The following is a 26,761-nucleotide window of genomic DNA, read 5'->3' as shown; positions in this document are numbered from 1 at the left end:
AGAAAAACAATGAAAAAAGCACTTTTAGCAACAGCATTATTTGCGGGTATTTTCACCGCGTCTACTGCAAACGCATTCCAAGAGTATCCAATCGGTGAAGCGGTAACCATGAATGAAATGGAAATTGCAGCGGTTTATCTCAAACCAATCGATATGGAACCACGTGGTATGGGATTACCTGCTGCGAAATCAGATATCCACTTAGAAGCGGATATCCACGCAGTAAAAGGTAACAAAAATGGCTTTGGTGATGGTGAATGGATGCCTTACTTAACCATCAACTACACTTTAGTGAATACTGATACTGGTGAAAAACAAGAAGGTACTTTCATGCCAATGGTAGCTGGTGACGGTCCTCACTATGGTGCAAACGTGAAAATGATGGGCGTGGGTAATTATAAATTAACTTACCGCATCGACCCACCATCAAAAGCGGGTATGCACCGTCACACAGACTCTGAGACTGGCGTTGGTCGTTGGTGGAAACCATTTGATGTAAGCTATGAATTCAAATTCACTGGCATCAAATAATCTCAGGTAAATATTGATTTTACCGACTTGCCTTCCCTTGTTTGTCAGGGGAAGGCAATAGCATTTTATTTAACCTTAAAATATCGTCTGTTTTATCCTATTAAATGGTCAAACTATGAATTATTTTTTTACTTTCCTGCTTCAAGCACTTTTACCTTTTTCATTATTGCTCGGTGTTTATCAGAGTAAACAATCCACTGTGAGTGCGAAAAAAATAATTTGGCTTAGCCTATTCGGTTTTATTGCCGGTATTGTGCTGAGCCTTAGTTTACCTACGGGACAAATCACTAATTTAATCGTCAATGCAGTGATATTGGCGCTATTGATTATCTTTGCCTTATGTTTAATTTTCGGCAAAGGTCGCTTACCTGCCTTTTGGCAAACGGTATTAATGCTCATTGCGGGAAGCTTCTGGGCAAAAGATCCTAACATTACAGCCCTCGTTTCTACTGATGTTATCAATACCGATTCGATCTTACATATAAGTGCGGTCATTTTTGCCTTTGTTTTTTGTTTATGCTTACAAGCCTGGATCGATTTACTTCTAAAACAAGCGGTAAAAACACAACAAAAATCAACCGCACTTTTAAAAGGTGCAATTAGCCTTCTCTTAGTTTGCTTGCTTGTGCCACTTATCGGTGAACTCTTATTAATTTTAATGAAACTTCAGGTGCTTGAGCTTACCAAGCTTCGTTTAAGTTTTGTTGCGAAATCAGGCGAAATCACTCGTTGGTTAAATTACATCTGTGCAACATTGCTCTTAGTTGTACTTGCTATCTTTTACGGCAAAATTCATTTATCACGCAAGCAACAAGTTAATGCCACACAAGAACCGATTGAAAAACGCCAAAAATTAGCTGCATTACGTACGTCCTCTCACTTACTTCGTTGGGGCTATTTAGCTTTAGCGATTACTTTTGCAACGCAACTTTATTGGGAGCAAATTGCTTCTCGCCCCCCACAACTTTCAGAAGCAATTCCTGTTACCTTAGATGACAAGCAACAAGTTCATATTCCGATTGAGCAAGTGAAAGACGGCAAATTACACCGTTTTGTCTGGATTGCTGATGACGGTAAAGCCGTGCGTTTCTTTGTTATTAATCGTCAACCGGATAAATTGAGCTTAGCCGCAGTATTTGATGCCTGCTTGCTTTGTGGTGACCAAGGCTATGTTATGGAAGGTAACCAGGTCGTTTGCGTGGGCTGCGGCGTACATATGTTTATTCCATCTATTGGTAAACCGGGTGGCTGTAATCCTGTACCGATTGAAGATTGGCAACAAATTGAAACTGAAATTCTCATTAATCGAACCGGCTTAGAAGAAGGGCTGAATTTATTTAGCACGATTGTTGAAATCGATGTAAAAGATCCGATTAGTGGCACCCAAATGAAAAACACTAAAACGGAGCACAAATACAATTATGAAGGTAAAACTTACTTCTTTGAAAGCGAGAAAAACCTCGATTTATTCCGTGATAACCCTGAAAAATATTTAGGTAAGGGGGAATAATGCTAGCAAGAATGTTATTCCAATCTTGGCGTTTTAGCATAAAACGTAAGTTTTTAGCCGTGGTGACTATTTTCTTAGCTGCGGGATTAGTCTCTGCGCTATTGGCTGTCTCCATTGATATCGGCGACAAAATGGCGAAAGAACTAAAATCTTACGGTGCCAATATTTTAGTTGAACCTGCGAGCAATGCAGCCTTGCCTGGCGAACTCAGTCATAACACAGATTTAAGCAGCCAAGATTTCCTTGATGAAAAAGAACTGCCGAATATTAAAGATATTTTTTGGCGAAATAACATCGTGGGATTTGCGCCATTATTAAGTGCAAATGTAAAAGCAGAAATTCTTTCTGCAAAAACGCATGAAAAATCGACCGCACTTGAACAAATTAATGTGCTTGGTACATTTTTCGATCACAACATTCCTGTACCAGATGAAGATGATTTCCATACGGGGCAAAAAATTATTAGCCCTTATTGGCATGTTCAAGGGGAATGGGTAAACGATCTTGAAACGCCTGAAGGTGAATTTATTCCTGCGATCATTGGTGAACAATTAGCACAACGAACTGGGTTAAAACAAGGCAATAAGATCAAGCTGCACTATCAAAATGATGAACTTGATAATCAAAGTGCGGTTGAAATTACCGGGATTTTATCTACTGGGGGCGCTGAAGATAATCAATTAGTCATGCCACTCAATACCGTACAAAAATTACTGGGTTTAGAAGGGAAAATTCAAGCGGTTAAAGTGTCTGCGCTTACTGTTCCGGAAAATGATCTTTCTCGCAAAGCACGTGCCAATACCGATGCATTGGATGCTGAAGAGTACGATCGTTGGTATTGTACAGCTTATGTTTCGTCTATTTCACATCAGTTAGAAGAAGCTATCTCTGGTGCTATTGTTCGCCCAATTTGGCAGGTTGCCGCATCAGAAGGTGTAGTCATTGGTAAAATCCAGTTATTGCTTGCTGTCGTGACTCTTGCTGCCTTAATCGCCGCTGCTATGGGCATTGCCTCATTAATGAGTACTGGGATCATTGAACGTTCAAAAGAAATTGGTTTAATGAAAGCCTTAGGCGCATACCAATGGCAAATCGCCTTATTATTTTATTGCGAAGCCATTATCAGTGCCTTAATTGGTGGTTCGCTTGGTTGTATTGCAGGTTGGGTCTTAGCAAGATTTATTGGTTCAGCGCTATTTGGCGTACCACTGAGTTTCGCTTGGATTGTCATCCCTTGCGTATTGATGCTGTCTATTTTAATTGCTGTGGTGGGCACTTGGTTCCCAGCCCATCGTATTGCCAAACTTTACCCTGTGGAGGTGCTGTATGGCCGCCAATAAAAGTATGTTTTGGCGTTTAATCTTCCAAGCATTACGCCTACGTTTACAACGAGTATTTATTATCTTCTCTGCACTGACTGTTGGTGCGTCTATTGTAACGGCAATGGCTGCAGTGTATTTTGATATTAATACCAAAATGAGCCAAGAGCTCCGTACTTTTGGGGCGAACTTTTACATTGGTGAAGCCAATGGTGGATTGATGAAAGAACGCCAATTAAAGCAAATTCTGCACAATGCACCGGATAATTTTATCACTGCTGCTAGCCCTTATTTATATGGTGTTGCACGAAGTGATTTAGAAAAAATCGTGATTATGGGCGTGTGGTTTGAAGATATGCGTGTTCTCGCACCTTATTGGCAAATTACCGGTTCAGCCATTAATGTGAACTTTGATGATCGCAATGCAATGATTGGTAAAACCTTAGCTGAACGTCTCAATTTAGGTGTTGGAAGTAAATTAAAGCTTTCCAAAAATGCCGTTGAAAAACATGAATTCACGATTAAAGCGATAGTTGAGGCAGGCGATGCCACAGACAACATGTTAATCGTTAGCTTAGAATTTGCACAAAGTTGGTTAGATAAAGAAGGATTGGCAAACAACGCCTTGCTCAATGTCAAAAATGAACAAGGTAACGTCGCACAATTTGCACAAGATATTATGCAACGCCAACCCGATCTAACTGCTCGCCCAATTCGAAAAGTCTCAGCGTCTGAAGGACAGATTTTAGATAAAATCAAAGGATTGATGGGGTTAATCTCATTAGTCATTTTGATTCTCGCGACCCTTTGTGTGAATACCACGTTAATTGCGATTGTTGGTGAGCGAGCAAAAGAATTTGCACTACAAAAAGCCTTGGGTGCAAAACAAAGTGACATCATTAAGCAAATTAGTACCGAGATTCTGATCATTGCACTTTGTGCAATTGTCGCGGGCCTAATTCTCGGCTACATCTTGGCACAATTACTAGGATTAACCGTATTCAAATCTTATATTGATATGCGTCTGCCGGTTATTCCAATTACTATCGTCTTATCGTTATTGGTTGCCTTTATTGCGGTGATTGTACCAACCAAACGCGCTTTAAATATTCAAACCGCAAATGTGTTAAAAGGGGAATAAAATGAGTGAATTTGTGATTGAAACGCAACATTTATATAAACGATTCGGGCAAGTCACTGCTTTAGAAGATATTAATATTCAAATTCGCCAAGGTGAGTTTATTGCAATCATGGGCGCATCGGGTTCGGGTAAAACCACGCTCATGAATATTCTAACTGGCTTAGATACCGCCAGTGAAGGTAAAGTGATCTTAGACGGCGTCGATGCGGCACAACTGGATGAAGTGGGTCGTCAACGTTTCCGAGCGGAAAAAATTGGTCTCGTCTTCCAACAATTCCATTTAATTCCTTATTTGACCGCACTTGAAAATGTGATGCTCGCTCAGCATTATCACAGTGTAATTGATGAAACGGCAGCTAAAGCAGTACTCGAACAAGTAGGATTAGGTCATCGTATTGATCACCGTCCAAGCCAACTTTCTGGAGGCGAACAACAACGCGTGTGTATTGCTCGTGCATTAGTAAACCAGCCGCCTGTTATTTTTGCCGATGAACCTACGGGTAACCTCGACGAAAAAAATGAAGCGCTTGTACTAAATTTACTACAAGAGCTAAATCGTCAAGGTAGAACCATTGTGATGGTTACACACAATCCTGAATTGGGTGAGTTAACCGATCGTGTTATTTATCTCCATCACGGAAAATTTGTAAAAGAGGACATTCATGAAAAATAAATTCGTCAAATTACTCGCGATAAGTGCGGTCATTTTCGGCAGCGTTTCTTGTAAAGACGAAGTTGCTGCGATTGGTCAAAAAGCACCCAATATTGCAGCCTACGATTTACAAGGTAAAGAAGTGAAACTTGATGATTGGCAAGGCACTCGCTTGCTGACATTCTGGTCTGAAACCTGTGGACGATGTGTCGCAGAATTAAAAGAATTTGAAAAATTGGCTGAAGCTAATCCAAATAAGGTTCAACTTATCGCTATTAATGTGGATGGGGATAAAATGGATACCAAAGCGATGGTCACCAAACGTCAGCTTACGTTGCCGATTATCAAAGACCAACTAAAAATCACAGCGGAACGTTATCAGCTTATCGGCACGCCAACAAGCTTTGTGATCTCACCTGAAGGCAATATTCAGGCTAAATATGAAGGGGCAATTCCTGCTACAGATTTAGATAAATTATTTAAAGGCTAGCCAAAATGCAAAAACGAATTTACTTACTCTCTACACTTTTACCCGTTTTAGGCTTTTTATTTGCAACACCTGCGCTTTCTGCCGAAGCTGATTTAGTGAAAGCAGAAAAGGTATATAAGCGCTCTTGTGCTACTTGTCATGGGAAACAAGGCGAAAAACCAGCAATGGGTGAGTCAAAAATTATTAATCAGCTCACACCAGAAGAAATATCAACCGCACTTTCAGAAAGAAAAGCAGGAAAGATTATCGGTGCAGGAAGTCCCGCAAAACAACGTTTAAGTGAACAAGAGATACATAATTTAAGTGAATATATTCAAACACTAAAATAGTTTTGAAATTTTTTTAAACTAATTTTAAAATACAAGGTCTTAAAAAGGGCTTAGTTTTTACAAGCTAAGATATTTTTATTATATCAATAAAGGATTTTTTATGAACAAATTCACTAAAATTAGCGCTACGGCATTATTTGCGTTATTCTTAACTGCTTGTGATAAACCTGCAGATAAACCAACTCCAGTAAAAACTGAAATAAACCAGCCTGCATCTGAAGTAAAACAAGAAGAGGCGAAAACTGCTGAAACCGCAACATCCGTTGAAGCAGCAAATGCTCAAGAACAAGCTGACTACAACAAATTACTTGAATGGAATGCTAGTCAAGCACAAACTCAAATGACTGCGCAACAAAAACTGCAATCTGATTTAAATACTGCAGTAAACGCAAAAGATGATAAGAAAATTGAAGAAGCAATCAAAACTTTCAATAAAACTGTTGAAGATACAATTGTAAGCTTAGATAAATTAGATATCACAGCACCTTCAGTAAAAAGTATTAAAGATCAAAATAAAGACGTGCTTGTATTGTCAAGCGAATTATTAGTTGATCAATTAAACTTATCGACTAAAACGCCAACTGAAGAACAAACTAAGCTTTACCAAGCTAAAGTTGAAAAGCTCCAAGCTGCAGTAGCTAAATTACAAAAAGACGGCGCTGATTTAGCACAAAAATTTGCACCTGCAGCACCAGCTGCTCCAACTGCAAAATAATTCAGCGTTAAAGATTAAAAAACCTTACTGTAAAAAGTAAGGTTTTTTATGCGCTTATTATTCCACTAACATACCTATTTCAGAGTTCAGAGATTATTTTACTTGAGCAAAATATTTTTCAAGACGACCTTTATTTGCCATTGATTTCTTCTCAAGCTCTTTGACCACTTTCTCTGCTTGTTCTTTGTTTGGTAGATTATCACCCACTTGAATCACGCCATTCATATTCATTGTTCGGTGAACAGGACAACTATAAACATACACACCTTCTTTATCTAAAGTGAGCGTAAGTTCCTGATCTTCTTCAGATTGGAACTTTTGTGCACCTTCAGGAATCGCTTTACTGTGTACAAAGTGGCTTTTATTTTCTGCACGAAATGTCACCGTATCACCTGGTTGTACTTTTAAATAACCCGGTTCAAAAACCATTGAACCTTCACTGTTTGAATTCAACATTTTAATGTCATGATGTGCGGCTTGAGCAGCAAAACTTAAACCTAATAATGCTGCAAGTGCGATTTTCTTCATTTTCATTTCCTTCTTAAGAATGTGCTGATTTACGTTGTGGACGAACCACCGGCAAACCTGCGCTACATTGTAATAATTCAACGTTTACATGATATAAACGATTAATGGTTTCTACTTGTAAAACATGATGAGCATCACCCACGCCTTGCACTTTACCTTCACCAAGTAAAATCAACTCATCTGAAAATTGAGCAGCAAGGCTTAAATCATGTAATACCATTATAGTAATCAGATTTTTCTATTTCGTATAGATGTAAACTTATTCTAATAGATTAATCTGATAATTATTCTTCGTAAGCTTCGTCAGTTAACGTTTTTAAGAACGCCTCTAACGCATTAATCTCTTCATCTGTAAGCGGTTTAGCTTTTAAAACATCAGGATTAATGGTTTGAGCATATTCGGCTTTATCCCATGCTTCTCCTGTTTCAGGATTAATTTTACGATTAGGATTATTAAAGCTGTCTTTAAATAACAAAATGGTTTTTAAATCACGGAAAACACCGTTATGCATATAAGGTGCTGTAACGCCAATGTTACGCAATGTTGGCACTTTAAATTTGCCTTTTTGCTTTTCATCGCCTTTCACCATCGGGTTATCCAGTAGTCCATTATCCACAAAATCGGCGGCTAATTTATTGTGCTTGATTAATTCTTGGTTACTTGGCACACCGATGTTGAAATAGCGGTAATTCGTAAAGGTTTCTTTTGCTGAATTCGCTTCACTTGATTGATGGCAGTTACTACAATTTGTGCGTGTTTTATCAAAAAATAATGCCTTACCTTTGGCTTCAAGTGCGGTCAATTCGACTTCACCTTTTAAAGCACGATCATATTTTGAAGAGAATGGCGCAAATAATTCTTGTTTTTCAAACTCGCCAATGGCTTTTTCCATGATGTCATAAATCTTGTCAGTATCTGCCCAAATGCTTTCACCATAAAGGTCCGTAATTGGCTTGTAATAGGTCAGATCTGCTTTTAAACGTTCAACAATGGCTTTTTTGTCCGGCATGCCCATTTCCACTAGGTTTACTGGTGGCCCACCTGCTTGCTCAGCTAAATCTTTCGCACGACCATCCCAGAACTGTCCGCCCACATAATCTTGAATTTTTTTATCAAAATGAAAATTTGGTGAGAACATCGCATAAAGCGCAGTATTAGCATTGCGATTACCATGAAGATGAGGATTATCCCCTTCTGAGACCATTTGATTTGCAGAGTTCTTACGTTGATCCACAAAGGCAGTATCTGGACTGTGGCAGGTTGAACAGCTTTGTGTTTTATTAAAAGAAATCGATTTATCAAAAAACAACACTTCTCCTAGTGCTTTATAATCCAATTCTTTTTTTGCTGCTTGATCAGCCAATGCATAATTGCTCTGCATCAAAGGTGCAAACAATAAAATAGAAAGCCATTTTTTTTGCATCGTGTTCTCCAAATATTCAAATTATAGATAAAAAATAATCCAACAAAGCTTTGTTGGATTATAAAAGGAAAATAATTTTCTACAAGCCGGTGGCCATCTTAATACGATCAGCAAACATACCAATACTCACGCCAAAATAGTTCGATTTGTTCCAATCTAAAATTGTACGGTAGTTATTGGAGACCAAGAATGCACGCCCAACTTCTTTATCGGGACGAACTAACCAAAGATCGGCTTGCGAAAGTGCGGTCAATTTATCTTGTTCTTGTTGGCTGAAACTCGCTAAAGTGATACCTTTAGACTGCCAGTTACTTAATGAACGTGCTTTGTTTTTCTCAATGCCTGAAAGCGATAAATCTAATGGTTGATTTAATGTGACTTCAACACCCCAAGGCAATTTGTTATCCCAACCTACAGTGTGAAGATAATTTGCAATTGAAGCAAAGGCATCAAATTGGTTCGTCCAAATATCCTTCACGCCATCATTATTACCATCTGCCGCATAATTTAAGAATGCGCTTGGCATAAATTGGGTTTGCCCCATTGCGCCTGCCCAAGAGCCTAACATTCTGTGGCGTTGAATATGATCACGTTCTAACATTTTCATTGCATTCACAAACTCTTTACTGAATAAGGCTTCACGTCTACCATCAAAAGCTAAAGTAGCTAAAGCAGAAAGCACATCATAGCGACCTTGGTAGTGTCCAAAGCTACTTTCCATACCCCATAAGGCAAGGATATATTCCTGTTGAACACCATAACGTTGGCTTGCTTGTTGTAATGGCGCCTGTACTTCCCAATAACGCTCTGCGGCAATATTCACTTTATTTTGAGTCAGTACTTTATTCAAATAATTCGTTGTGCCATTAGGATTCGGGGTATGAGGTTTATTTACATTACGTTTGCTTCTACCCGCTTGTGAGCGATCTAGTTTTACCGCTTTTTCCATATATTCAATATTATTCTGCGCATTTAATACTGAAGCCGATACACCTTCAGTTGCTGCTTTACCTTTTAAAAACTGCACATAATCATTGAAGTTATTTAAAGTTCTCGGTTTACTATAAATAGCACTACTATTTACCATTGAAACGCTCGAACAGCCCACTAATAAAAGTGCAGTCGATAATACAGTCATTTTTAACATTGAGGTTAAATTCATTTCTTTTCCTTTTTTAATTATTAAAATATCGTATTATTTGCGTAAAAATTGGTTATAAACAGCTTTCAATAATGAGGTTGGTAATAAGCGTGAACCTGAACGCAATGCAAAGGTGAATAGGCCAGAAAATAAGCCTTGAATACCTAAGCGGTGCTTCAATTTAAATAAACGCCATTCTGCCTTGGCTTGGTTTAAACCACGACGACGCCCTACCATACCATTGCCTACGCGGGCATAAACTAAAATATCCGGCAAGTTTGCCACTTTTTGACCTTGTGCCACAAGCTTAATCCACAGGTAATAATCTTCCTGTAAATCTTCATATCCACCACAATTAATGACCGCACTTTTTTGATACGCCACCGTCATGTGATTGAAAGGACAACGTTTTTGCGTAAATTTAACGATATCTTGTGCATCAGTCGGTACATTACGATATGCCACGATGTCTTGAATATTTTCGCCAAACTCAGCAATCTGCCCACCGAAAATAATCGTATCCGGATGTTGTTCAATAAACGCCACTTGTTTCGCAAAACGCTCAGGCACACAAATATCATCAGTGTCCATACGGAAAACCCAATCATGTGAACAATGTTTTAATCCTTTGTTGAGCGCTTTACCTAATCCTAAGTTCTTTGGCAACTTCACCAAGTTTAAGGGTAATTTGGTTTCGAATTCAGAAACCACGGCTTCCAATTCTGGCGTTACCGCACCGTCAAACACCAATACGATCTCATCTGCTGGATGGGTTTGAGCCACTAAACTTTCAAAACATTCTCTTAAATATTGTGGATTTTCCTTAATGTATAAGGACATTAAAACTGAAAATTTCATACTTCTCTATCTAATAAGTTATCTACATAAACCGTTTCAAATTAATTGCCAATTTAGGTGAAATTAAAACCACAAAGGCAATGATTAGCTGCTTAATACTTTTCGTTAATTTAAAAATTTCAAAATAATAAAAAGCCGCTTTACGGGATAAATTCATTATATGTGGGTAGGCCAACATATACTGTGCGTTGATGGCAAAATTCTTTTCTTGCTCTGCCGTTTTCACATAATTTTCACGGATATAATCAATCGCTTTTTGCGTATTCGTCGTATCCGTTGATACGCTAGAACGCTTAGTATGGAACGTACAATAAGTTAATGGTTCTGCTACTTTGCACGCTTTAAACGTAGGATCTTGCACAAGTTTAAGCAAGAAGTCGTAATCTTCCAATGAACGAAGTGCGGTCGATAATCCGCCAATTTTTAAAAACAGATCTTTTTTCACCCCAATCATCGGCATACCACCGATTTTATTCGCCAGTAAAATTCGCTCTACGCTAATCTCTTGCGGCTCAATCGGGTTGGTCACATAGCTAAAACCTTCATTCACCATTTCACATTTGGCTGGATGGTAAACAAAGTTGACATCAGCATGCTCAGCAATCACATCGGCTAATTTCTGACATTTATCATTTGCAAAACGATCATCATCATCAAGGAATAATAACCAATCATTATCGGCATTTCTTGCCCCAATATTACGACTTCCTGCGGCGCCTTGATTAGTTTCGTTACGAATAACTTTAACTGCAAATGGATAAGATTGTGTCACTTCAACAGGTTCTTTCGAGCAATCGTCCACAATCACCACATCAAAATTATAGGCGGTTTGCTTGGTTAAACTGTCCAATAACGCAGGAATTTCTTCTTTCCGATTATAAGAAGGCACGATGATACTAAACATCTTTCGGCTCCTTTTGTTTAAATAAAATAAGCTGTTTACCGTGAGTGCCAAAAAGCGATAAGAACATCAACATCACGAACATAATGCCAGGGAAAGCAAAGGTGTCCGCTTTGATGTTACAAAATGCCAAAATCACAAAGGCAGAAAGGATAAATTTCCAGCTGCCATCAAACCAATTTAAGGCGACTTTGCGCACAAAATAAAATGTCACGGCAAAACACACTAAGGCATAAGACACGCCACCATAAAGAATCTGACGTAAGAAACCGGAATCCGTATGGCCATAATAACGGCCAACTTCCAACTGTCCTGTCATATACATGCCATCACCATAAATAAACTGTTTAAGCGTTGGCATGAACAGGTGGTTTTTCATCAAGGTATCGGTTGAAGAACTCGCAAAACCTGCACCATGTAATAAATTGATCACAGGTTCTAAGGCATGTGCCACATAAGGATTTTCTGGTAAGAAATACGCCAATAACAAGACCAAAATAGCAAATGCAATGAGTGATGGAACATAACGCCATTTGAAATACACTAAAATGCTCACAACCGATAACAGAAGGAATGTACGTCCTGAAATTAATCCGATACATAACATTAAAAACACTAAAATACTTGGAAGTGTATTATATTTAGCGTTGTAAGCCAGTAAGAAATGCAACAGCATTAAATAGAATAAACTCAGTTGGAAAAAGGCGGTTGCGGTGATGTTATATAAGCGATATTCCTGCTCTGAACCATAAAAACGTGCAGGCAACACCGCATTAGTTGAAAGCAAGAAATCGATCATAAATGATGCGCCGAGCAAGCCAATGATGCCCACTGCAAATTGCACCACAACACCAATTTGCAAATCTCGCACGACTCGTTGTTGTCCGTTTGCATTGGCATAAAACGCATTATAAAGTCCCACTCCTAAGAGGAATAAAATCAATTCCTTCACATACATGGTGATAACAGAAAGATCTTTTGTGCCATTAAGCAATAACGGAATCACACTGAAAACAATCAATCCGCCTAAAACAGCAAGACTGTCTAAAGGCAGAATGATGCCTTGTGGCTTCTGCTTTTTAATGTACTGATAAGCCAAAACAACCAGTGCTGCCAAGCCCGCGACGAATGACATTCGTACGACATGGAACAGCCAAGGATCGTAAAGATAAAAAAGGTTAAAAAGTGCGGTCATTTTTACGTTATTTTCCTAAATTCTTTTTCACCGCTAAGATTTTTTTGAGCGGATATTTAATTAATTTCTTCACTAAATTATTGGATTTTGAACCACGAATCGCTTCCAAATTACTCGCTAATTGTGGATTTTCAATGGCTACAAGCGGACGAACTACCTTGTTATTAATCTGGAATTGGGTTTCAAATAATAAGAAATCATCAGCCAGCCAAAACGGTTTTTCTTGTTCGATCTGTCTTAAAAATGCACGTGCCGCTGATTTTTTAATTAAGTATGCTACCGTACCCGCAAAATAACTTTTATATGGATAAGCCACGGTGACATCACCCACTGTTTGACGTAAAAATGAGAAGGTTGTCGGATAATTAATTTCCAATTCTACATCATCAAATTCCGCAATTTTTGACTGCCCGATTAATACAATATCTGCATCACATTTTTCGGTTAAAAGTGCGGTTGTGTTTGGCGATAAATTAGCATTAAATAACGCATCATCTTCACAGACTAAAGCATAGTCATTTTCCGTCACATTTTGATCTTCTACGATCTGGCGATAAACCGCTAAATGGCTTAATGTACAACCAATTTCGCCTTTTGTGACGTTGCGTCCATAATGCTGTTCAAACTTCGTTGAATTGAACACTTCTGCCAATTCTTCCCATTCTTTTTGCATGGTATTAATGGCTGAAAATACAGCAAAATCAGCGGTATCTGGTTGAGCAAAAAACAGCTCACGACGCTGAACATCTTTATCTAGTGAAATCAAATATTTATTCATAATTATCTCAATTTAGTTTTTGCGTTATTTTGATTGCAACAAACGAAAATAGTTGCAAATTATACTAAAGAAATAGTCTGTTGGCATTGCTTTTAGCTCAGAGACAAAAAACAACAAAAAAATAACCGCACTTTAATTGCTTAAAGCGCGGTTAATCCTAAATATGTTTTTCTTTCAATTAGAAAATTGCAGTCGCTAAACCTACTACAACACCTAAAGAAAGCACTACAGCTAACATTGCATAACCAAAATCACTCATTTTAATTTCCCACTTGTTTAGTTAAAGATAACCCATTCTAACAATAAAGTACGTTTTTTCAAAAATTTTTTATAATTTGCTTAACCTATTTGGTGACAGTCTTTATAATGGGAAAAATTCTCTAGAGGCAAAATTATGGCAACAATTAAAGATGTCGCGAAAATGGCTGGTGTTTCCACCACCACAGTTTCCCATGTAATTAATAAAACCCGTTTTGTAGCAAAGGAAACCGAAGAGGCAGTGATGCAAGCCATTAAAAGCTTGAAATACTCACCAAGTGCTGTTGCGCGTAGTTTGAAAGTCAATACGACAAAATCTATTGGGATGATTGTGACCACCAGTGAATCCCCTTATTTTGCTGAAATCATTCATGCCGTTGAAGATCATTGTTATCGTCAAGGTTATTCACTTTTTTTGTGTAATACACAAAATGATCCTGAAAAAATTAAAAATCACGTCGAAATGCTCGCCAAGAAACGCGTAGATGGTTTATTGGTGATGTGTTCTGAATATACGCAACATTCACTTGATGTGCTTTCAGGTTTCTCTTCCGTACCTATGGTGGTAATGGATTGGGGTCCTAATGTGGATACCGATATCATTGAAGATAACAGCTTTACGGGCGGTTATATTGCGACTAAGCATTTAATTGATTGTGGTCATAAAGCCATTGGTCTTATTGCGGGGGAATTGGATAAAACTACCGCAAGAACCCGTTATGAAGGTTTTGTGAAAGCCATGAATGAAGCCAATCTGCCAATTCATGAAAATTGGATTATGGAAGGTTTCTTCGAACCAGAAGACGGTTACGAGTGCATGAACAAGATCCTTTCACAAGACAGCCTACCTACTGCTGTCTTCTGCTGTAATGATGTGATGGCATTAGGGGCAATTTCTGCTATTACGGAAAAAGGCTTGCGCGTGCCTGATGATATTTCGATTATTGGCTATGACAATATTCACTCATCACGTTTCTATGCACCGCCACTCACAACGATTCACCAATCGAAGTCGCGCTTAGGTGCACAGGCAGTGAATCTCTTATTTGAACGTATTGCGAATAAAGATAACGACAATCACGAAAAACATCGTATTGCGATCCATCCAGAATTGGTACTACGAAAATCAGTTCGTACACTTGCATAAACATTAAATTTTTTGACCGCACTTTAAATTTTATCTAAAAAAGTGCGGTCTTTTTTTTACTTATTTTCAGCTTTTTTGATTTAATACAAGTTTTCGACGTATAGCATTTGATCCCGATACATATTTTTGGTTATATCTCTCCTGGTTTTATTTTATTTTTTCTTTATCGGAGTTTATATGACTGATGAGTATCGCACTCTCCGCCATAATATTAATATGTTAGGGCGTTTTCTTGGAGAAACCATCAATGATGCACAAGGCGAAGACATTCTTACCTTGATTGAAAATGTTCGACAATTGTCCAAACAATCTCGAGCGGGCGATAGCCAAGCACGTAAAACATTGTTAGATACCCTTTCCACCATTTCTAACGAAAACATTATTCCCGTTGCGCGTGCATTCAGCCATTTTCTTAATCTGACGAATATCGCTGAACAATACCAAACGGTCTCTCGCCAACATAAAGATTTACAATCTTCTAATCGTTCATTAAGTGCTTTATTTCAACGTTTAAAAGCACAAAATGCCTCAAAAGAAGAGGTTTATAAAACTGTTGAAAACTTACTCATTGAGCTTGTATTAACGGCACACCCAACCGAAACCACGCGTCGTTCTTTAGTCCATAAACACGTTGAGATCAATAAATGTTTAAGCAAATTAGAGCACGATGACTTAACACCGAAAGAACGCGGCATTATTGAACGTCTGTTGCTTCGTTTAATTGCTGAAGCTTGGCATACTAATGAAATCCGTACTGTTCGCCCTACTCCATTCGATGAAGCAAAATGGGGCTATGCCATGATTGAAAATAGCCTATGGCAAGGTGTACCGGAATTCTTACGTCAATTAAATGAACATGCTCGTGAATTCTTAGGCTACGATTTACCTGTGGGCTTACGTCCTGTCAGAATTTCTTCTTGGATGGGCGGTGACCGTGATGGTAACCCATTTGTGACCTCAAAAATCACCCAACAAGTCCTCTATCTTGCTCGTTGGAAAGCGGCGGATTTATTCTTGAACGATATCAAATCCCTTGCCGATGAATTATCTATGGTGAAATGCACGTCAGAATTTACTGCAAAATATGGTGAACATTTAGAGCCTTATCGTTTTGTGGTCAAAGAACTTCGTGCAAAACTTATCGCCACCCTTGATTACTTTGAAGATTGCATGGCAAATCGTCCACCACGCGTAAGCCAAGCGGATATCATTATGGAAGATAATCAACTTTGGGAACCGCTCTATGATTGCTATCAATCATTAATGGCATGTGGCATGCGGATTATCGCCAATGGTTCACTATTAGATATTTTGCATCGTATTCGCTGTTTTGGGGTTACCCTTTCACAAATGGATATCCGTCAAGAAAGCACGCGTCATACAGATGCTATCGCAGAAATTACCCGTTATCTTGGTATTGGTGATTATGCACAATGGAGCGAAGCAGAAAAACAATCTTTCTTAGTGCGTGAATTAAATTCTCGCCGTCCATTAATTCCAACCCATTGGGAGCCGTCTGCAGAAACCCAAGAAATTTTAGAGACTTGCAAAGTCATTGCCCAACAAAAACAAGGCGTAATTGCTTGCTATATTATTTCCATGGCAAGAAGCGCCTCTGATGTACTCGCCGTGCATTTATTATTAAAAGAAGCGGGCGTGCCTTATCACATTCCTGTCGTGCCACTCTTTGAAACCTTAGATGACTTAGATGCCTCTGAAGGAGTCATGCGTCAATTGTTTAATATTGGTTGGTATCGTGGTGTGATTAACAATCACCAAATGGTGATGATTGGTTATTCTGACTCAGCTAAAGATGCGGGGATGATGGCAGCTTCATGGGCACAATATCGTGCACAAGAAGCATTAGTCAATTTAACCGAAGAACTGGGTATTGAACTCACTTTATTCCATGGTCGTGGTGGTACAATCGGTCGTGGTGGTGCGCCTGCACATGCGGCATTACTTTCCCAACCTCCGCGCTCACTCAAAAATGGTTTACGTGTGACTGAACAAGGGGAAATGATCCGCTTTAAACTTGGTTTGCCTGAAGTCGCAGTTGAAACCTTTGATCTTTACGCCAGTGCTATTTTAGAAGCGAACTTACTTCCACCACCAGAACCTAAAGCAGAATGGCGTACCGTCATGGATGAGCTTTCTAGCACTTCATGTGATATTTATCGTAGTGTTGTTCGTGGTGATAAAGACTTCGTACCTTATTTCCGTAGTGCCACACCAGAACAAGAACTATCTAAACTGCCACTTGGATCTCGCCCTGCAAAACGTAATCCAAATGGTGGCGTAGAAAGCTTACGTGCCATTCCATGGATTTTTGCTTGGATGCAAAACCGCTTAATGCTACCGGCATGGCTGGGTGCGGGTGCGGCAATTCAAAAAATTGTAGATGAAGGCAAAGGTCATATTATTGAAGAAATGTGTAAAGCGTGGCCATTCTTCTCTACTCGTGTGGGCATGTTGGAAATGGTCTTCAGTAAAACCGATACTTGGCTTTCTGAACAATATGATCATAACTTAGTGAAAAAAGAGCTTTGGTACTTAGGTGAAAATCTGCGTAATCAACTCAATGCGGATATTAAAACCGTGCTTTCGCTTTCTCACAAAGATGAATTAATGGCGGACTTGCCATGGATCGCCGATTCTATTGCGTTACGTAATGTTTATACGGATCCGCTCAATCTCCTTCAAGTGGAATTGCTCCGTCGTTTCCGTGAATCGCCTGAAAACCCAAGCCCTGATGTCGAACAAGCCTTGATGATTACCATCACAGGTATTGCAGCAGGTATGCGAAATACAGGATAGTTACAGCAACTAAAAATAAGTGCGGTCATAAATAATGATAAATTTGATCTGACCCCAAAAAGTTAGACTGTTATTTAAAGGATTGTTTTCGATATTGTACCGGACTCAGTCCTTTTAATTTTAGTTGAATCCGTCGGTGATTATAGTAATCCAAATAATCCCTGACGGCATCAACTATCTCCTCTCTACTGTTAAATTCCCGACCATAAAAACATTCTGTTTTTAATCGTCCAAAGAAACTTTCCATTGCGGCGTTGTCCAAGCAATTCCCTTTTCTCGACATACTTTGAATGATGCCATGTTCAGCCAAGATTCGACGATAAGCCACCATTTGATATTGCCATCCCTGGTCTGAATGTAAAATGACACCACAAGCTTTATTTAATCCTTTGACGGCTTGCATTAACATGTCCTCTACTTGCGCCCAGTTTGGGGAATAGCTGAGATTATATGAAACTATCTCATTGTTAAATAAGTCTAAAATTGGAGATAAATAGACTTTACTCCCATCTTTCGCCTTAAACTCGGTGATATCGGTCACCCATTTTTGGTTCGGGGCCGTTGCACTAAAATCGCGTTCAAGATGATTAGGAGCAATCACCCCTATCGTGCCTCGATAGGTCGTAAATTTCTTGCTTTTTCTTGACCGCACTTGAAGCCCAAGTGTCTGCATTAAACGTTGAACTTTTTTATGATTCACGCCTGGCAAGCAGGCATGAACACGTCGGTAGCCATAATCAGGATGATTGGCTTTGATGCGTTTAATGGTCTTTTTCAACAACTCATCCTTATCCAGTTTAATCTGAAGTTTAGCAAAAAACGTACTACGCGCTAATTGTGCAAAGCCTAAAAGCCATTTTAACGGATAGCGTGTTCTTAACCTTTGGATAATTTCCGTTGCTCGGCTTCGTCCTGAAGTCTGAGCCTTCTCAACTCCTTTAGGTAGGCTACCTCCGCTTCAAGCTGTAAAATTCTCAGGCGTAAACGGTCTTCTTCAGTTTTGGGTGGCGGTGGCATTTTTGCATATTTGGGTTTCATCGGCGGTCGTCCTGATGGTTTACGGGGAATAAGTCCTTTTATGCCACTTTTTTCAAACCGTTTCAACCATGTTCCGACTAAGGCGTTGGAAGGAATATTGTAAAAACGCGCAGTTTCTCTAATACTCATTTTCCCATTCAAAATAGGTTGAAGAACCTGTAATTTAAATTCGATTGTGTAGTGTTTACCCATAAAAAATCTGCACCTCAATTGTTGGTTTGGTTAGTCCAACTTTTGGGGTGCAGATCAATTTGACCGCACTTTTTGTTTTGTGTTTCTTGCGGTATCATACGTGCAATTGACTTAATAAAGGAAAACCCAATGACAACTGATATTCAAAAACTCGATCCCGATGCAGCGATTGATCTTGCTTATGATATTTTCTTAGAAATGGCAGGCGAAAATCTCGATCCCGCTGATATTATGCTATTCAATCTGCAATTTGAAGATCGTGGTGCTGTCGAGTTTGTCGAAACTGCAGATGACTGGGAACAAGAAATTGGGGTGTTAATCGATCCTGACGCTTTTGCTGAAGTTTGGGTGGGTTTAGTGAATGAGAAAGATGAAATGGATGATGTGTTTGCGAAATTCTTAATTTCACATCGAGAAGAAGATCGCGAATTCCACGTTATTTGGAAAAAATAATCACTCTTCTCTCTATATCAATTGACAAACTAAAACCGGTTTAATTAAAAATTAAACCGGTTTTTGCTTAACAAATTCGTGGTAAAGGTTCGTTACGTGGTAAGTCTAATAAACGACTTTGACCGAAGAGTCCAACTGCACGAACTTTGCCATCAGTCGTTACCTCGCCGATTACGGCCGCATTTTCACCTAATGGATGGCGACGAAGTGCGGTCAGAATTTCAGCTGTTTTTGCTTTGTCCGCCACAATCACCAATTTGCCTTCATTAGCAAAATTCAACGCATCCAAACCGAGTAATTCGCAAATACCACGTACTTCCTGACGAATTGGTAATACCGTTTCATCAATTTGAATCCCCACTTTCTGAGCCTGTGCAAATTCATGAAGTACCGCATTCACACCACCACGGGTCGCATCGCGTACAGCTTTCACCCCTTCAATCGGACGAATGCAATCAATAAGCGGTGCTAGCACGGCGCAATCACTGTATAAATCCGTTTGAATACCGAGATTTTCGCGTAAATTCAAGATGGTTGCACCATGATCACCCAAAGTACCACTCACAATAATCTGATCGCCAGGCTGAATTCGATGCACGCCCCAGTCGAGTCCGTTTGGAATCACACCAATACCTGCCGTATTAATAAACACTTTATCTATTGCGCCTTTTTGTACCACTTTGGTATCACCTGTTACCACTTGAATACCGGCTGACTGGCAGGCTTTTGCCATCGATTGAATCAATTTTTTTAAGGTTTCTAGTGGTAAACCTTCTTCCAAAATAAAGCCACATGATAAATATTTGGGAACAGCACCGCATACCGCGACATCGTTAGCGGTACCACATACCGCCAATTTACCAATATCACCACCAGGGAAAAAAATCGGATCAATCACAAAGCTATCAGTTGAAAAAGCTAATGTTCCACCCAAAGCGTTCATTTCTTGTAACGCAATGCGAGCCTGATCTTCACCTTGTGAAAGTATCGGGTTATCAAATGCCTTGACAAAATAATCGCGGATCAACTCTTGCATTGTGGCACCACCATTTCCGTGTGCCATCGTAATAAAATCAGTCATTGTTTTATTCCCGTCTGTATTGATAATAGGCCGCACATGCCCCTTCAGAAGACACCATTAATGCACCATAGGCATTGTCTGGATTACATTTTTTAGCAAATAATGGGCAATCCGCCGGCTTGCATTTACCGATTAATACATCACCGCAGCGAGAGTCAGGATCATCTGCAACTTGATGTGGCTGACAAACAAAATGGGCTTCTGCATCAAAGCATTGATAATCATCTGTCAGTTCTACACCAGATTCTGCAATTTCGCCCAATCCACGCCATTCGCTGCTAGCTTTCAAGCGGAATACTTCGCTTATTGCCTGCTGAGCCAACAGATTGCCATGTTGGTGCACAATGCGTTTATACTGATTTTCCACTTCACATCGTTGTTCAACAATCTGTGTCACCAACATTAAAATTGCTTGTAGGATATCTAGAGGCTCAAAACCGGTGATCACAAATGGCTTATGATAAGCGTCACACAATTCTTGATAAGGTTCAGAACCGATCACCATGCTGACATGACCTGGCGCAATAAAACCATCAATCTTTACTTGTCCCTGTGACAATAAGCTGTGTAATGTCGGGATGATGGTAATATTTTGGCATACCACAAAAAAGTTTTTTACCTGTTGTTTTTTCGCTTGTTGCAAGGTAATCGCGGCACTCGGCATCGTCGTTTCAAAACCGAGTGAAAAGAACACGACTTTTTTGTCTGGATTATTGGATGCGATATTCAATGCATCAAGCGGTGAATAAACGATACGAACATCCGCGCCCTGTGCTTTGGCTTCTAATAATGAGCCTAGACGTCCGCGTACTCGCATAGCATCACCAAAAGTACAGAAAATCACTTCTGGACGACGAGCAATCTCAATACATACATCAATTCGCCCCATCGGTAAGACACACACCGGGCAGCCTGGACCGTGAATAAATTCAATACTTTTTGGTAATAAGCGATCCAGCCCAAATTTAAAAATGGTATGAGTATGTCCGCCACAGACCTCCATCAGATATAACGGATTTTCTGGCGTAAAGTGCGGTTGGTTTTCCATTATTTTTTGTAACCGCTGCAACAGACTTTTAGCCAGTTCAGGATCACGAAATTCATCAACAAACTGCATTTGATGCTCCTATCGTTCTTGCACTTTTAACCAATCTAGCCACTGCTGTAATCCTTCTCCACTTTGAGAAGATAACTGGATAACCTGAATTGTTGGATTCACTTGTTTTGCATAAGCAATACATTTTTCCACATCGAAATTCAAGTAAGGTAATAAATCCACTTTATTTAAAATCATTAACTTAGAAGCCGCAAACATATGTGGATATTTCAGCGGTTTATCTTCGCCTTCTGTCACGGATAAGATCACCACTTTGGCGTGCTCACCTAAATCAAACTCTGACGGACAAACTAGGTTTCCGACATTTTCAATAAACATCAGGCTATTTTCCTGTGGCTGCAATTTCACCAATGCATTGCCAATCATTTGTGCATCTAAGTGACAACCTTTACCCGTATTAACTTGAATCGCCGGCACACCTGTTTGACGAATACGATCCGCATCGTTTTCTGTTTGTTGATCGCCCTCTATCACATAACAAGGATAATTATTTTTTAATGCGTTTAATGTAGTCGTCAACAAGGTAGTTTTGCCTGAGCCAGGACTTGAAACAAGATTAAGCGCCAAAATATGCTGATTCGCGAAAAAGCGACGATTCATATCGGCTAATTGATTGTTTGCACCGAGAATATCTTGTTCTACTTTCAGTAATCGTTGTTGCGTTTCTTCTTGTTGCGGCGTGTCTGGCATGCGGAAGGAGGAGTGAGAAAAATTAGGTAGTTTTGTTGCATGTTGCGCATTGGAATCATTATGGACATGCGGTAATTCTCCGATTCTGACTTGGTCTGGATGGCCACAGCCACAGGTTGTACACATAAGTCACCTCAATAATTTTTCGTTTATTCTGTAAATACTTAGAATCTATGGTAATTCACATGCGTTAGAATACCATATTCTCTATCTTAAATATATTCTTTGAAGAGGGATAAACGCATACTATCAATCAGTTAGCGTGTTTTATATTCAAAAGTCAGACGACATTCTAATCAATTAAAATACTATGCTATTTTACGGCGATTTCTTTCACTCTAAATTCTGTGCCGCTTCGACGTTGTAAACATGCACTGTGACAATGTGGACAGCAATCCTGATAGGCCTCAATCTCTACTTCCTTTTGGCATTGCCAGCACCAAGCAAACGCAGGTAAATGAATGAAATGCAACTGGCAATTTTCAGCAACGGTATCTTTACGCATAATTTCAAAGCAAAATTCAACCGCACTTTGCTCGACACAAGACAGTGCCCCAATTTCTAGCCAAATATCTGTCACTTCATGGATTTCATGCTTTTTCTTTTGTTGATCAATAATTTCCATAATATTCTGACAGAGAGACATCTCATGCATGATTTTCTCCTTAAAATAAAAAAGCAGTCTGTTCCGATTCTACTCTTTTTTAATGTTTATTTTCAGTGTTTCTGTGTTTCGCTGTTCGATATTTAAACGTTATTTGAAAAAATTTTACCGGTACTCGTGCTAGATATCATTTTAGCGGCACAAAATTAATGCCACTGTGCTGCAATAAAGTATTCATTAAATCATTGTTTTGCTCAAAATGGCTACATTTACCTTTGAGCTGAATTAAGCGAATTCGTAAGTGAGCCAATTCATGGATCCGTTTTGATACTTCTCGAATATGTCGATCTAGCAGCTCATTGATTTCTCTTTCTTGCTCTTGAGTGGCACATTGCGGATTCAGCAACATTTTGATTTCTTTTAGTGAAATATCCAAACTGCGGCAATAACAAATAAAAGAAAGTTGCTTCAAATGCTCTTCCGTATAAACGCGAAAATTACCACTTGTTCGCTTGGCAGGCTCGATTAATCCTTGCTTTTCATAGAAACGTACGGCTTCCACCGTGCAGCCAACGATATTGGCTAACTGACCAATTTTCATTTTTAATTAAATTACACTTGACTCTGAAGTTACTTCATATTTTATACTTTATCACAGTATTCACATGTTAGAAAAGGAGAACTTCCATGAAAAAAGCAGCATTGTTTATTACTGCACTATTCGGTGCTTCACTCGCCAATGCACATAATGTTTGGTTGGAGCCCGTTAAGGATGTAAAAGGACAATATGTGGTTAAATTTGGTCATGAGGAAACTGAAACCTATCCTCAAAGCAAATTAAAAACGGTACGCCTTCTTGATGCTAAAGGCCAATTGCAAAATGCCACAGTGAACTTTAAGGAAGGCGAAGCACACTTTGCCGCACCAGATGCAGCCATTGCGTTTATTCGCTTTGATAATGGTGTTTGGTCAAAATTACCGAGCGGTAAATATGTCGAAAAAACCAAACAACAGGCACCTGAAGCGGTACGCAGTGTTAATCCAATCAAATTCGGTAAAGCGATTTTACACTGGGATGCGCAAGCAAATAAATCACACAACATGGATTATGAATTAATCCCTCAAAGTGAACCCAAAGCGGGACAACCACTCGATATTCTCGTGCTAGTAAAAGGTAAACCTGTACAAGGCATCAAAGTGGGTTTAGGCGAAGATCACCCATTCAACTTAACCAATGAAAAAGGTATCGCACAATTCACCCCTAAAGCGGGTTATAACAAAGTTTGGGCTGAATTTGACGAGCCTGTTAAAGAAAACCCTGACTATACCGAACGCAGTGTTGAATATATGCTGACTTTTGATGCGAAGTAATGAAAAGAGTTGTATTTTTAACCGCACTTTTCACCTGGCTGTGCGCACCATCAGCATTGGCTCATAGTTTACATGTTTTTGCACAATATGATGGACGCACAGTCTTTGGCAAAGCCTATTATTCCGATATGACCCCAGCGGCAGAAACCTATATGGAAATTTTGCAATCTGGACAGGACTCCCCTCTGTTGGAAGGCAAAACGGATCGCGATGGGCAATTTTTCTATCCGATCAATACGACTACAGAAGGTGCCATTAAAGTAGTGATAGAAGGTGAAGAAGGACATCGAGCCTCAATTGTTGCCAACAGAGTATCTGCGCAAGCCACTAATAACAGCGACAATGCATTGATGTTGGTCCGCGAAGATATTTCTAAATTAAAAGACAAAATTTACCTGCACGATATTATTGGCGGTATCGGCTATATTGTTGGTATTTTTGGCTTATGGGCATTGATTAGAGCCTCAAAAATGACGCGTGCGTCGTAATCTAAGGAAAGATAATATGCATTTATCGGAAGGTGTGTTGCATACACCCATACTGCTTGGTGGTGCAGCTGTCGCATTAGTCTGCGTAATGATTGGTCTTAAACGACTCAATTCGCAGCAATTGCCGCTAACAGCATTGTTTGCTGCTGCTTTTTTTATTGCTGGAACCATTCATGTACCGGTAGGCATTGGTAGCGTGCATCTCATCTTAAACGGCATGGCCGGCCTGTTTCTTGGCTGGGCCGTTTTCCCTGCTTTTTTAATCGCATTAGTCCTACAAGCTCTGCTCTTTTCCTTCGGGGGATTTGCTGTATTAGGTGTCAATTTATGCGTAATGGCATTACCAGCCCTTCTTGTACATTGGCTATTTGCAAAAAGGCTTGAAAATGACAATTCCCGTCGCACTCAAATTACTGCAGGAATTGGAGCTGGCGTGATCGGCGTTGGCGGTTCAGCCTTGCTCGCTTCTTTAGTCTTGGCTCTAGATGGTGGTAAAGCCTACAGCGATCTGATCATGCTACTGGTGATATCACATATTCCCGTATTTATTATCGACAGTATCGTCAGCGTCGGGGTGGTCTTATTGTTAAACAAAATGTATCCAACAGCGCTCAGTGTGGTGAAATGAATTTTCTTATTTTTTTTCAACCGCACTTGCGATTAATTTATGTGTTTTTGTGTGGACTTATCGTCAGCACAATGACACATATTTCAACGCTTATTATCCTTAATCTGATCGTATTCAGCGGGTTACTTATTGCGCTAATACGTTATCAAAAATCCCTTGCCGGTTATTTCAAATATTGGCTGAAACTGAATTTTTTCACTTTGCTTGTTTGGTTGACCTTAAGTTGGAAAATCACCGAGCAAGGTTTAGTATTAAATCCAATGGGTATTCAGCTCGCACTGCTCATCACGCTACGCTTCAATTTGATTTTAAGTTTAACTCGCCTCTTGTTAATTGATATGAACGAGAGCCTTTTATTACAAGCATTATGTCGTTTACCATTGCCCGAAAAACTACTTCACCTATTTGTTCTAACCGTACGTTATATTTCTGTACTCGGTGATGTACATAAAAAAATGGATATGGCAATGCGCGCGCGCGGATATCAGCCAAAACTTAACGGCAGAACCTTATTTATCGCGGCGCAGCGTGTCGCCCTATTATTAATTCATGCACTCGTTAAAGCAGAAAAAACAGAAATGGCGCTAAAAGCTCGTGGCTTTCAGCTACATGATGTGAAAAAAACACAGGATAAATCTTGATGAACGTCCTCGAAGTCAAACAATTACAGATCATGCGCAACCAACGCGTGATTATTGATAACCTTTCTTTTGAACTCCCCGAAGGCCATCGTCTTTTTTTACAAGGTGATATTGGTTGTGGAAAATCCACCCTATTACATTGCCTATTAGGTTTTATACCTTACCAACAAGGAGAAATTCGCTGGTTTGATAACACCTGCCGTCAAGAAAAAGATTTTGTACCATTACGTGGAAAGATTGGTATATGTTTCCAACATGCAGGCGATCAACTTTTCGGTCCAACCGTACTTGATGATGTGGCCTTTGGTCCACTTAATCAAGGATTAAACAGAGATGAAGCCTATCAAATTGCATTACAGCAGTTGGAACGTCTGAATATTGTTGGATTAAAAGATCGCTCTGTGAATACCTTATCTGGTGGTGAACAGAATTTTACTGCACTGGCTGGCGTGCTAGCGATGCAACCCAAAGTATTATTACTTGATGAACCAACCAATGGACTGGATGTAAAAAATATTGCCAAACTGACCGCACTTTTACGCGAGTTACAGTTACCAATGCTTATTGCCTCGCATGATTTACACTTTAGTGAAACGCTCGCCGATTCCTGTTTGTCTTTAGCCACAGATAATGATGGCTAAATGCGTTCATAATCATGAGAAAATAATTGAATAAAAAACGGGCGAACCATTTAAGTTCGCCCGTCATTCATTTATGACACTAA

The 26,761-nt window shown here is 39.5% G+C and carries 30 protein-coding genes and 1 pseudogene; 16 read left to right on the top strand and 15 right to left on the bottom strand.

All coding sequences use genetic code 11. The annotated features are described in order from the left end of the window. Window positions 1-9: 9 nt before the first annotated feature. The 8 genes from EL215_RS07245 (at window position 10) to EL215_RS07210 (ending at window position 6,687) form a co-directional block, all read left to right on the top strand. Entirely contained in the window at window positions 10-531 is a 522-nt protein-coding gene (locus EL215_RS07245; RefSeq protein WP_126471171.1) for an iron transporter, read from the top strand. 115 nt (window positions 532-646) lie between these two features. Next, the gene (locus EL215_RS07240) at window positions 647-2,041 is read left to right on the top strand and encodes a Fe-S-containing protein (protein WP_126471169.1); all 1,395 of its coding nucleotides are present in this window, start codon (window positions 647-649) and stop codon (window positions 2,039-2,041) included. Next, window positions 2,041-3,381, top strand: coding sequence for an ABC transporter permease (locus EL215_RS07235; RefSeq protein WP_126471167.1), 1,341 nt, complete (start codon window positions 2,041-2,043; stop codon window positions 3,379-3,381). The genes EL215_RS07240 and EL215_RS07235 overlap by 1 nt, the downstream gene beginning before the upstream one ends. Then, window positions 3,368-4,501: an ABC transporter permease gene (locus tag EL215_RS07230; protein ID WP_126471165.1), complete on the top strand. Its 1,134-nt coding sequence runs from the start codon at window positions 3,368-3,370 to the stop codon at window positions 4,499-4,501. The genes EL215_RS07235 and EL215_RS07230 overlap by 14 nt, the downstream gene beginning before the upstream one ends. 1 nt (window position 4,502) lies before the next feature. Beyond that, a complete protein-coding gene (locus tag EL215_RS07225) occupies window positions 4,503-5,174 on the top strand; it encodes an ABC transporter ATP-binding protein (RefSeq protein WP_126471163.1) in 672 nt (223 codons plus the stop codon). Continuing rightward, window positions 5,164-5,643 carry a TlpA family protein disulfide reductase gene (locus tag EL215_RS07220; protein WP_126471161.1) on the top strand — a complete coding sequence of 160 codons (480 nt, stop codon included), beginning with the start codon at window positions 5,164-5,166 and terminating at the stop codon, window positions 5,641-5,643. The genes EL215_RS07225 and EL215_RS07220 overlap by 11 nt, the downstream gene beginning before the upstream one ends. A gap of 5 nt (window positions 5,644-5,648) precedes the next feature. After that, window positions 5,649-5,972, top strand: a complete 324-nt coding sequence (locus EL215_RS07215) for a c-type cytochrome (RefSeq protein ID WP_126471159.1) — start codon at window positions 5,649-5,651, stop codon at window positions 5,970-5,972. A 100-nt stretch (window positions 5,973-6,072) separates the two neighbouring features. After that, window positions 6,073-6,687 carry a PM1805 family lipoprotein gene (locus tag EL215_RS07210; RefSeq protein ID WP_126471158.1) on the top strand — a complete coding sequence of 205 codons (615 nt, stop codon included), beginning with the start codon at window positions 6,073-6,075 and terminating at the stop codon, window positions 6,685-6,687. A 93-nt stretch (window positions 6,688-6,780) separates the two neighbouring features. On the opposite strand, the gene EL215_RS07205 is transcribed toward EL215_RS07210, so the two are convergent. The 8 genes and pseudogenes from EL215_RS07205 to EL215_RS07170 form a co-directional block, all read right to left on the bottom strand. Continuing rightward, a complete protein-coding gene (locus EL215_RS07205) occupies window positions 6,781-7,215 on the bottom strand; it encodes a pseudoazurin (RefSeq protein WP_126471156.1) in 435 nt (144 codons plus the stop codon). A gap of 13 nt (window positions 7,216-7,228) precedes the next feature. Next, window positions 7,229-7,450, bottom strand: a pseudogene (locus EL215_RS07200) (ABC transporter ATP-binding protein); the annotation flags it as partial. Between the two features lie 49 nt (window positions 7,451-7,499). Next, window positions 7,500-8,639, bottom strand: coding sequence for a cytochrome-c peroxidase (locus EL215_RS07195; RefSeq protein WP_126471154.1), 1,140 nt, complete (start codon window positions 8,637-8,639; stop codon window positions 7,500-7,502). 79 nt (window positions 8,640-8,718) lie between these two features. Continuing rightward, window positions 8,719-9,801: a lytic murein transglycosylase gene (locus EL215_RS07190; protein ID WP_126471152.1), complete on the bottom strand. Its 1,083-nt coding sequence runs from the start codon at window positions 9,799-9,801 to the stop codon at window positions 8,719-8,721. 33 nt (window positions 9,802-9,834) lie between these two features. Further along, window positions 9,835-10,638 (bottom strand): glycosyltransferase family 2 protein, encoded by an 804-nt coding sequence (locus EL215_RS07185; protein ID WP_164757067.1) that lies wholly within the window; start codon window positions 10,636-10,638, stop codon window positions 9,835-9,837. Window positions 10,639-10,660: 22 nt separating this feature from the next. Then, on the bottom strand, window positions 10,661-11,542 hold the full coding sequence (locus EL215_RS07180) for a glycosyltransferase family 2 protein (RefSeq protein ID WP_126471150.1): 882 nt from the start codon (window positions 11,540-11,542) through the stop codon (window positions 10,661-10,663). Beyond that, entirely contained in the window at window positions 11,535-12,734 is a 1,200-nt protein-coding gene (locus EL215_RS07175; protein ID WP_126471148.1) for a hypothetical protein, read from the bottom strand. Before EL215_RS07175 ends, EL215_RS07180 begins: the two co-directional genes overlap by 8 nt. 7 nt (window positions 12,735-12,741) lie before the next feature. After that, a complete protein-coding gene (locus tag EL215_RS07170) occupies window positions 12,742-13,512 on the bottom strand; it encodes a glycosyltransferase family 25 protein (RefSeq protein WP_126471146.1) in 771 nt (256 codons plus the stop codon). Between the two features lie 394 nt (window positions 13,513-13,906). Here EL215_RS07170 and purR point away from each other — a divergent pair, with 394 nt between their 5' ends. Next, window positions 13,907-14,917, top strand: coding sequence for an HTH-type transcriptional repressor PurR (gene purR / locus EL215_RS07165; RefSeq protein ID WP_111315569.1), 1,011 nt, complete (start codon window positions 13,907-13,909; stop codon window positions 14,915-14,917). Between the two features lie 177 nt (window positions 14,918-15,094). Next, the gene (gene ppc, locus EL215_RS07160; protein WP_126471144.1) at window positions 15,095-17,734 is read left to right on the top strand and encodes a phosphoenolpyruvate carboxylase; all 2,640 of its coding nucleotides are present in this window, start codon (window positions 15,095-15,097) and stop codon (window positions 17,732-17,734) included. Window positions 17,735-17,804: 70 nt separating this feature from the next. Here ppc and EL215_RS07155 read toward each other — a convergent pair whose 3' ends face one another. Then, the gene (locus EL215_RS07155) at window positions 17,805-18,623 is read right to left on the bottom strand and encodes an IS3 family transposase (protein ID WP_232013322.1); all 819 of its coding nucleotides are present in this window, start codon (window positions 18,621-18,623) and stop codon (window positions 17,805-17,807) included. Beyond that, the gene (locus tag EL215_RS07150; protein WP_126469813.1) at window positions 18,611-18,964 is read right to left on the bottom strand and encodes a helix-turn-helix domain-containing protein; all 354 of its coding nucleotides are present in this window, start codon (window positions 18,962-18,964) and stop codon (window positions 18,611-18,613) included. Before EL215_RS07150 ends, EL215_RS07155 begins: the two co-directional genes overlap by 13 nt. A 129-nt stretch (window positions 18,965-19,093) precedes the next feature. Between EL215_RS07150 and EL215_RS07145 the strand changes: the two genes are divergently transcribed. Continuing rightward, window positions 19,094-19,417 carry an HI1450 family dsDNA-mimic protein gene (locus EL215_RS07145; RefSeq protein WP_049357433.1) on the top strand — a complete coding sequence of 108 codons (324 nt, stop codon included), beginning with the start codon at window positions 19,094-19,096 and terminating at the stop codon, window positions 19,415-19,417. Window positions 19,418-19,484: 67 nt separating this feature from the next. Here the strand turns inward: EL215_RS07145 and hypE are convergent, their stop codons facing one another. The 5 genes from hypE to EL215_RS07120 form a co-directional block, all read right to left on the bottom strand. Beyond that, on the bottom strand, window positions 19,485-20,498 hold the full coding sequence (gene hypE, locus EL215_RS07140) for a hydrogenase expression/formation protein HypE (RefSeq protein WP_126471142.1): 1,014 nt from the start codon (window positions 20,496-20,498) through the stop codon (window positions 19,485-19,487). Between the two features lie 4 nt (window positions 20,499-20,502). Further along, window positions 20,503-21,615 (bottom strand): hydrogenase formation protein HypD, encoded by a 1,113-nt coding sequence (gene hypD / locus EL215_RS07135; protein WP_126471140.1) that lies wholly within the window; start codon window positions 21,613-21,615, stop codon window positions 20,503-20,505. A gap of 9 nt (window positions 21,616-21,624) precedes the next feature. Next, window positions 21,625-22,431: a hydrogenase nickel incorporation protein HypB gene (gene hypB, locus EL215_RS07130; protein ID WP_126471139.1), complete on the bottom strand. Its 807-nt coding sequence runs from the start codon at window positions 22,429-22,431 to the stop codon at window positions 21,625-21,627. 187 nt (window positions 22,432-22,618) lie between these two features. Then, window positions 22,619-22,960, bottom strand: a complete 342-nt coding sequence (hypA, locus tag EL215_RS07125; protein WP_126471138.1) for a hydrogenase maturation nickel metallochaperone HypA — start codon at window positions 22,958-22,960, stop codon at window positions 22,619-22,621. Between the two features lie 136 nt (window positions 22,961-23,096). Beyond that, the gene (locus tag EL215_RS07120) at window positions 23,097-23,510 is read right to left on the bottom strand and encodes a MerR family transcriptional regulator (protein ID WP_049357439.1); all 414 of its coding nucleotides are present in this window, start codon (window positions 23,508-23,510) and stop codon (window positions 23,097-23,099) included. An 86-nt stretch (window positions 23,511-23,596) separates the two neighbouring features. Here EL215_RS07120 and EL215_RS07115 point away from each other — a divergent pair, with 86 nt between their 5' ends. The 5 genes from EL215_RS07115 to EL215_RS07095 are packed head-to-tail and all read left to right on the top strand — an operon-like array spanning window position 23,597 to window position 26,678. Continuing rightward, window positions 23,597-24,280, top strand: a complete 684-nt coding sequence (locus EL215_RS07115) for a DUF4198 domain-containing protein (RefSeq protein WP_126471137.1) — start codon at window positions 23,597-23,599, stop codon at window positions 24,278-24,280. Next, the gene (locus tag EL215_RS07110) at window positions 24,280-24,768 is read left to right on the top strand and encodes an HI_1622 family ECF transport-associated protein (protein WP_126471136.1); all 489 of its coding nucleotides are present in this window, start codon (window positions 24,280-24,282) and stop codon (window positions 24,766-24,768) included. The genes EL215_RS07115 and EL215_RS07110 overlap by 1 nt, the downstream gene beginning before the upstream one ends. Before the next feature lie 16 nt (window positions 24,769-24,784). After that, the gene (gene cbiM / locus EL215_RS07105; RefSeq protein WP_126471134.1) at window positions 24,785-25,396 is read left to right on the top strand and encodes a cobalt transporter CbiM; all 612 of its coding nucleotides are present in this window, start codon (window positions 24,785-24,787) and stop codon (window positions 25,394-25,396) included. Further along, complete coding sequence (locus tag EL215_RS07100) at window positions 25,393-26,037, top strand: energy-coupling factor transporter transmembrane component T family protein (RefSeq protein WP_126471132.1); 645 nt, start codon at window positions 25,393-25,395, stop codon at window positions 26,035-26,037. The genes cbiM and EL215_RS07100 overlap by 4 nt, the downstream gene beginning before the upstream one ends. Then, window positions 26,037-26,678, top strand: coding sequence for an energy-coupling factor ABC transporter ATP-binding protein (locus tag EL215_RS07095; protein ID WP_126471130.1), 642 nt, complete (start codon window positions 26,037-26,039; stop codon window positions 26,676-26,678). Before EL215_RS07100 ends, EL215_RS07095 begins: the two co-directional genes overlap by 1 nt. Window positions 26,679-26,761: the final 83 nt, after the last annotated feature.

This window comes from Haemophilus parainfluenzae, from assembly GCF_900638025.1.
In the GTDB taxonomy this organism is placed as follows: Bacteria; Pseudomonadota; Gammaproteobacteria; order Enterobacterales; family Pasteurellaceae; genus Haemophilus_D; species Haemophilus_D parainfluenzae_J.
This window is presented reverse-complemented; position numbering and strand designations above follow the sequence as displayed.

Bases quoted from the DNA above. Each gene is read 5' to 3' on its own strand.
- EL215_RS07120 (WP_049357439.1), bottom strand. From the start codon at position 23,510: ATGAAAATTGGTCAGTTAGCCAATATCGTTGGCTGCACGGTGGAAGCC.
- EL215_RS07230 (WP_126471165.1), top strand. From the start codon at position 3,368: ATGGCCGCCAATAAAAGTATGTTTTGGCGTTTAATCTTCCAAGCATTA.
- EL215_RS07205 (WP_126471156.1), bottom strand. From the start codon at position 7,215: ATGAAGAAAATCGCACTTGCAGCATTATTAGGTTTAAGTTTTGCTGCT.
- EL215_RS07215 (WP_126471159.1), top strand. From the start codon at position 5,649: ATGCAAAAACGAATTTACTTACTCTCTACACTTTTACCCGTTTTAGGC.
- EL215_RS07110 (WP_126471136.1), top strand. From the start codon at position 24,280: ATGAAAAGAGTTGTATTTTTAACCGCACTTTTCACCTGGCTGTGCGCA.
- EL215_RS07240 (WP_126471169.1), top strand. From the start codon at position 647: ATGAATTATTTTTTTACTTTCCTGCTTCAAGCACTTTTACCTTTTTCA.
- cbiM (WP_126471134.1), top strand. From the start codon at position 24,785: ATGCATTTATCGGAAGGTGTGTTGCATACACCCATACTGCTTGGTGGT.
- hypB (WP_126471139.1), bottom strand. From the start codon at position 22,431: ATGTGTACAACCTGTGGCTGTGGCCATCCAGACCAAGTCAGAATCGGA.
- EL215_RS07210 (WP_126471158.1), top strand. From the start codon at position 6,073: ATGAACAAATTCACTAAAATTAGCGCTACGGCATTATTTGCGTTATTC.
- EL215_RS07100 (WP_126471132.1), top strand. From the start codon at position 25,393: ATGAATTTTCTTATTTTTTTTCAACCGCACTTGCGATTAATTTATGTG.
- EL215_RS07235 (WP_126471167.1), top strand. From the start codon at position 2,041: ATGCTAGCAAGAATGTTATTCCAATCTTGGCGTTTTAGCATAAAACGT.
- purR (WP_111315569.1), top strand. From the start codon at position 13,907: ATGGCAACAATTAAAGATGTCGCGAAAATGGCTGGTGTTTCCACCACC.
- hypA (WP_126471138.1), bottom strand. From the start codon at position 22,960: ATGCATGAGATGTCTCTCTGTCAGAATATTATGGAAATTATTGATCAA.
- EL215_RS07180 (WP_126471150.1), bottom strand. From the start codon at position 11,542: ATGTTTAGTATCATCGTGCCTTCTTATAATCGGAAAGAAGAAATTCCT.
- EL215_RS07175 (WP_126471148.1), bottom strand. From the start codon at position 12,734: ATGACCGCACTTTTTAACCTTTTTTATCTTTACGATCCTTGGCTGTTC.
- EL215_RS07185 (WP_164757067.1), bottom strand. From the start codon at position 10,638: ATGAAATTTTCAGTTTTAATGTCCTTATACATTAAGGAAAATCCACAA.
- EL215_RS07095 (WP_126471130.1), top strand. From the start codon at position 26,037: ATGAACGTCCTCGAAGTCAAACAATTACAGATCATGCGCAACCAACGC.
- EL215_RS07220 (WP_126471161.1), top strand. From the start codon at position 5,164: ATGAAAAATAAATTCGTCAAATTACTCGCGATAAGTGCGGTCATTTTC.
- EL215_RS07195 (WP_126471154.1), bottom strand. From the start codon at position 8,639: ATGCAAAAAAAATGGCTTTCTATTTTATTGTTTGCACCTTTGATGCAG.
- EL215_RS07170 (WP_126471146.1), bottom strand. From the start codon at position 13,512: ATGAATAAATATTTGATTTCACTAGATAAAGATGTTCAGCGTCGTGAG.
- EL215_RS07190 (WP_126471152.1), bottom strand. From the start codon at position 9,801: ATGAATTTAACCTCAATGTTAAAAATGACTGTATTATCGACTGCACTT.
- EL215_RS07115 (WP_126471137.1), top strand. From the start codon at position 23,597: ATGAAAAAAGCAGCATTGTTTATTACTGCACTATTCGGTGCTTCACTC.
- EL215_RS07150 (WP_126469813.1), bottom strand. From the start codon at position 18,964: ATGGGTAAACACTACACAATCGAATTTAAATTACAGGTTCTTCAACCT.
- EL215_RS07145 (WP_049357433.1), top strand. From the start codon at position 19,094: ATGACAACTGATATTCAAAAACTCGATCCCGATGCAGCGATTGATCTT.
- EL215_RS07225 (WP_126471163.1), top strand. From the start codon at position 4,503: ATGAGTGAATTTGTGATTGAAACGCAACATTTATATAAACGATTCGGG.
- hypD (WP_126471140.1), bottom strand. From the start codon at position 21,615: ATGCAGTTTGTTGATGAATTTCGTGATCCTGAACTGGCTAAAAGTCTG.
- ppc (WP_126471144.1), top strand. From the start codon at position 15,095: ATGACTGATGAGTATCGCACTCTCCGCCATAATATTAATATGTTAGGG.
- EL215_RS07245 (WP_126471171.1), top strand. From the start codon at position 10: ATGAAAAAAGCACTTTTAGCAACAGCATTATTTGCGGGTATTTTCACC.
- hypE (WP_126471142.1), bottom strand. From the start codon at position 20,498: ATGACTGATTTTATTACGATGGCACACGGAAATGGTGGTGCCACAATG.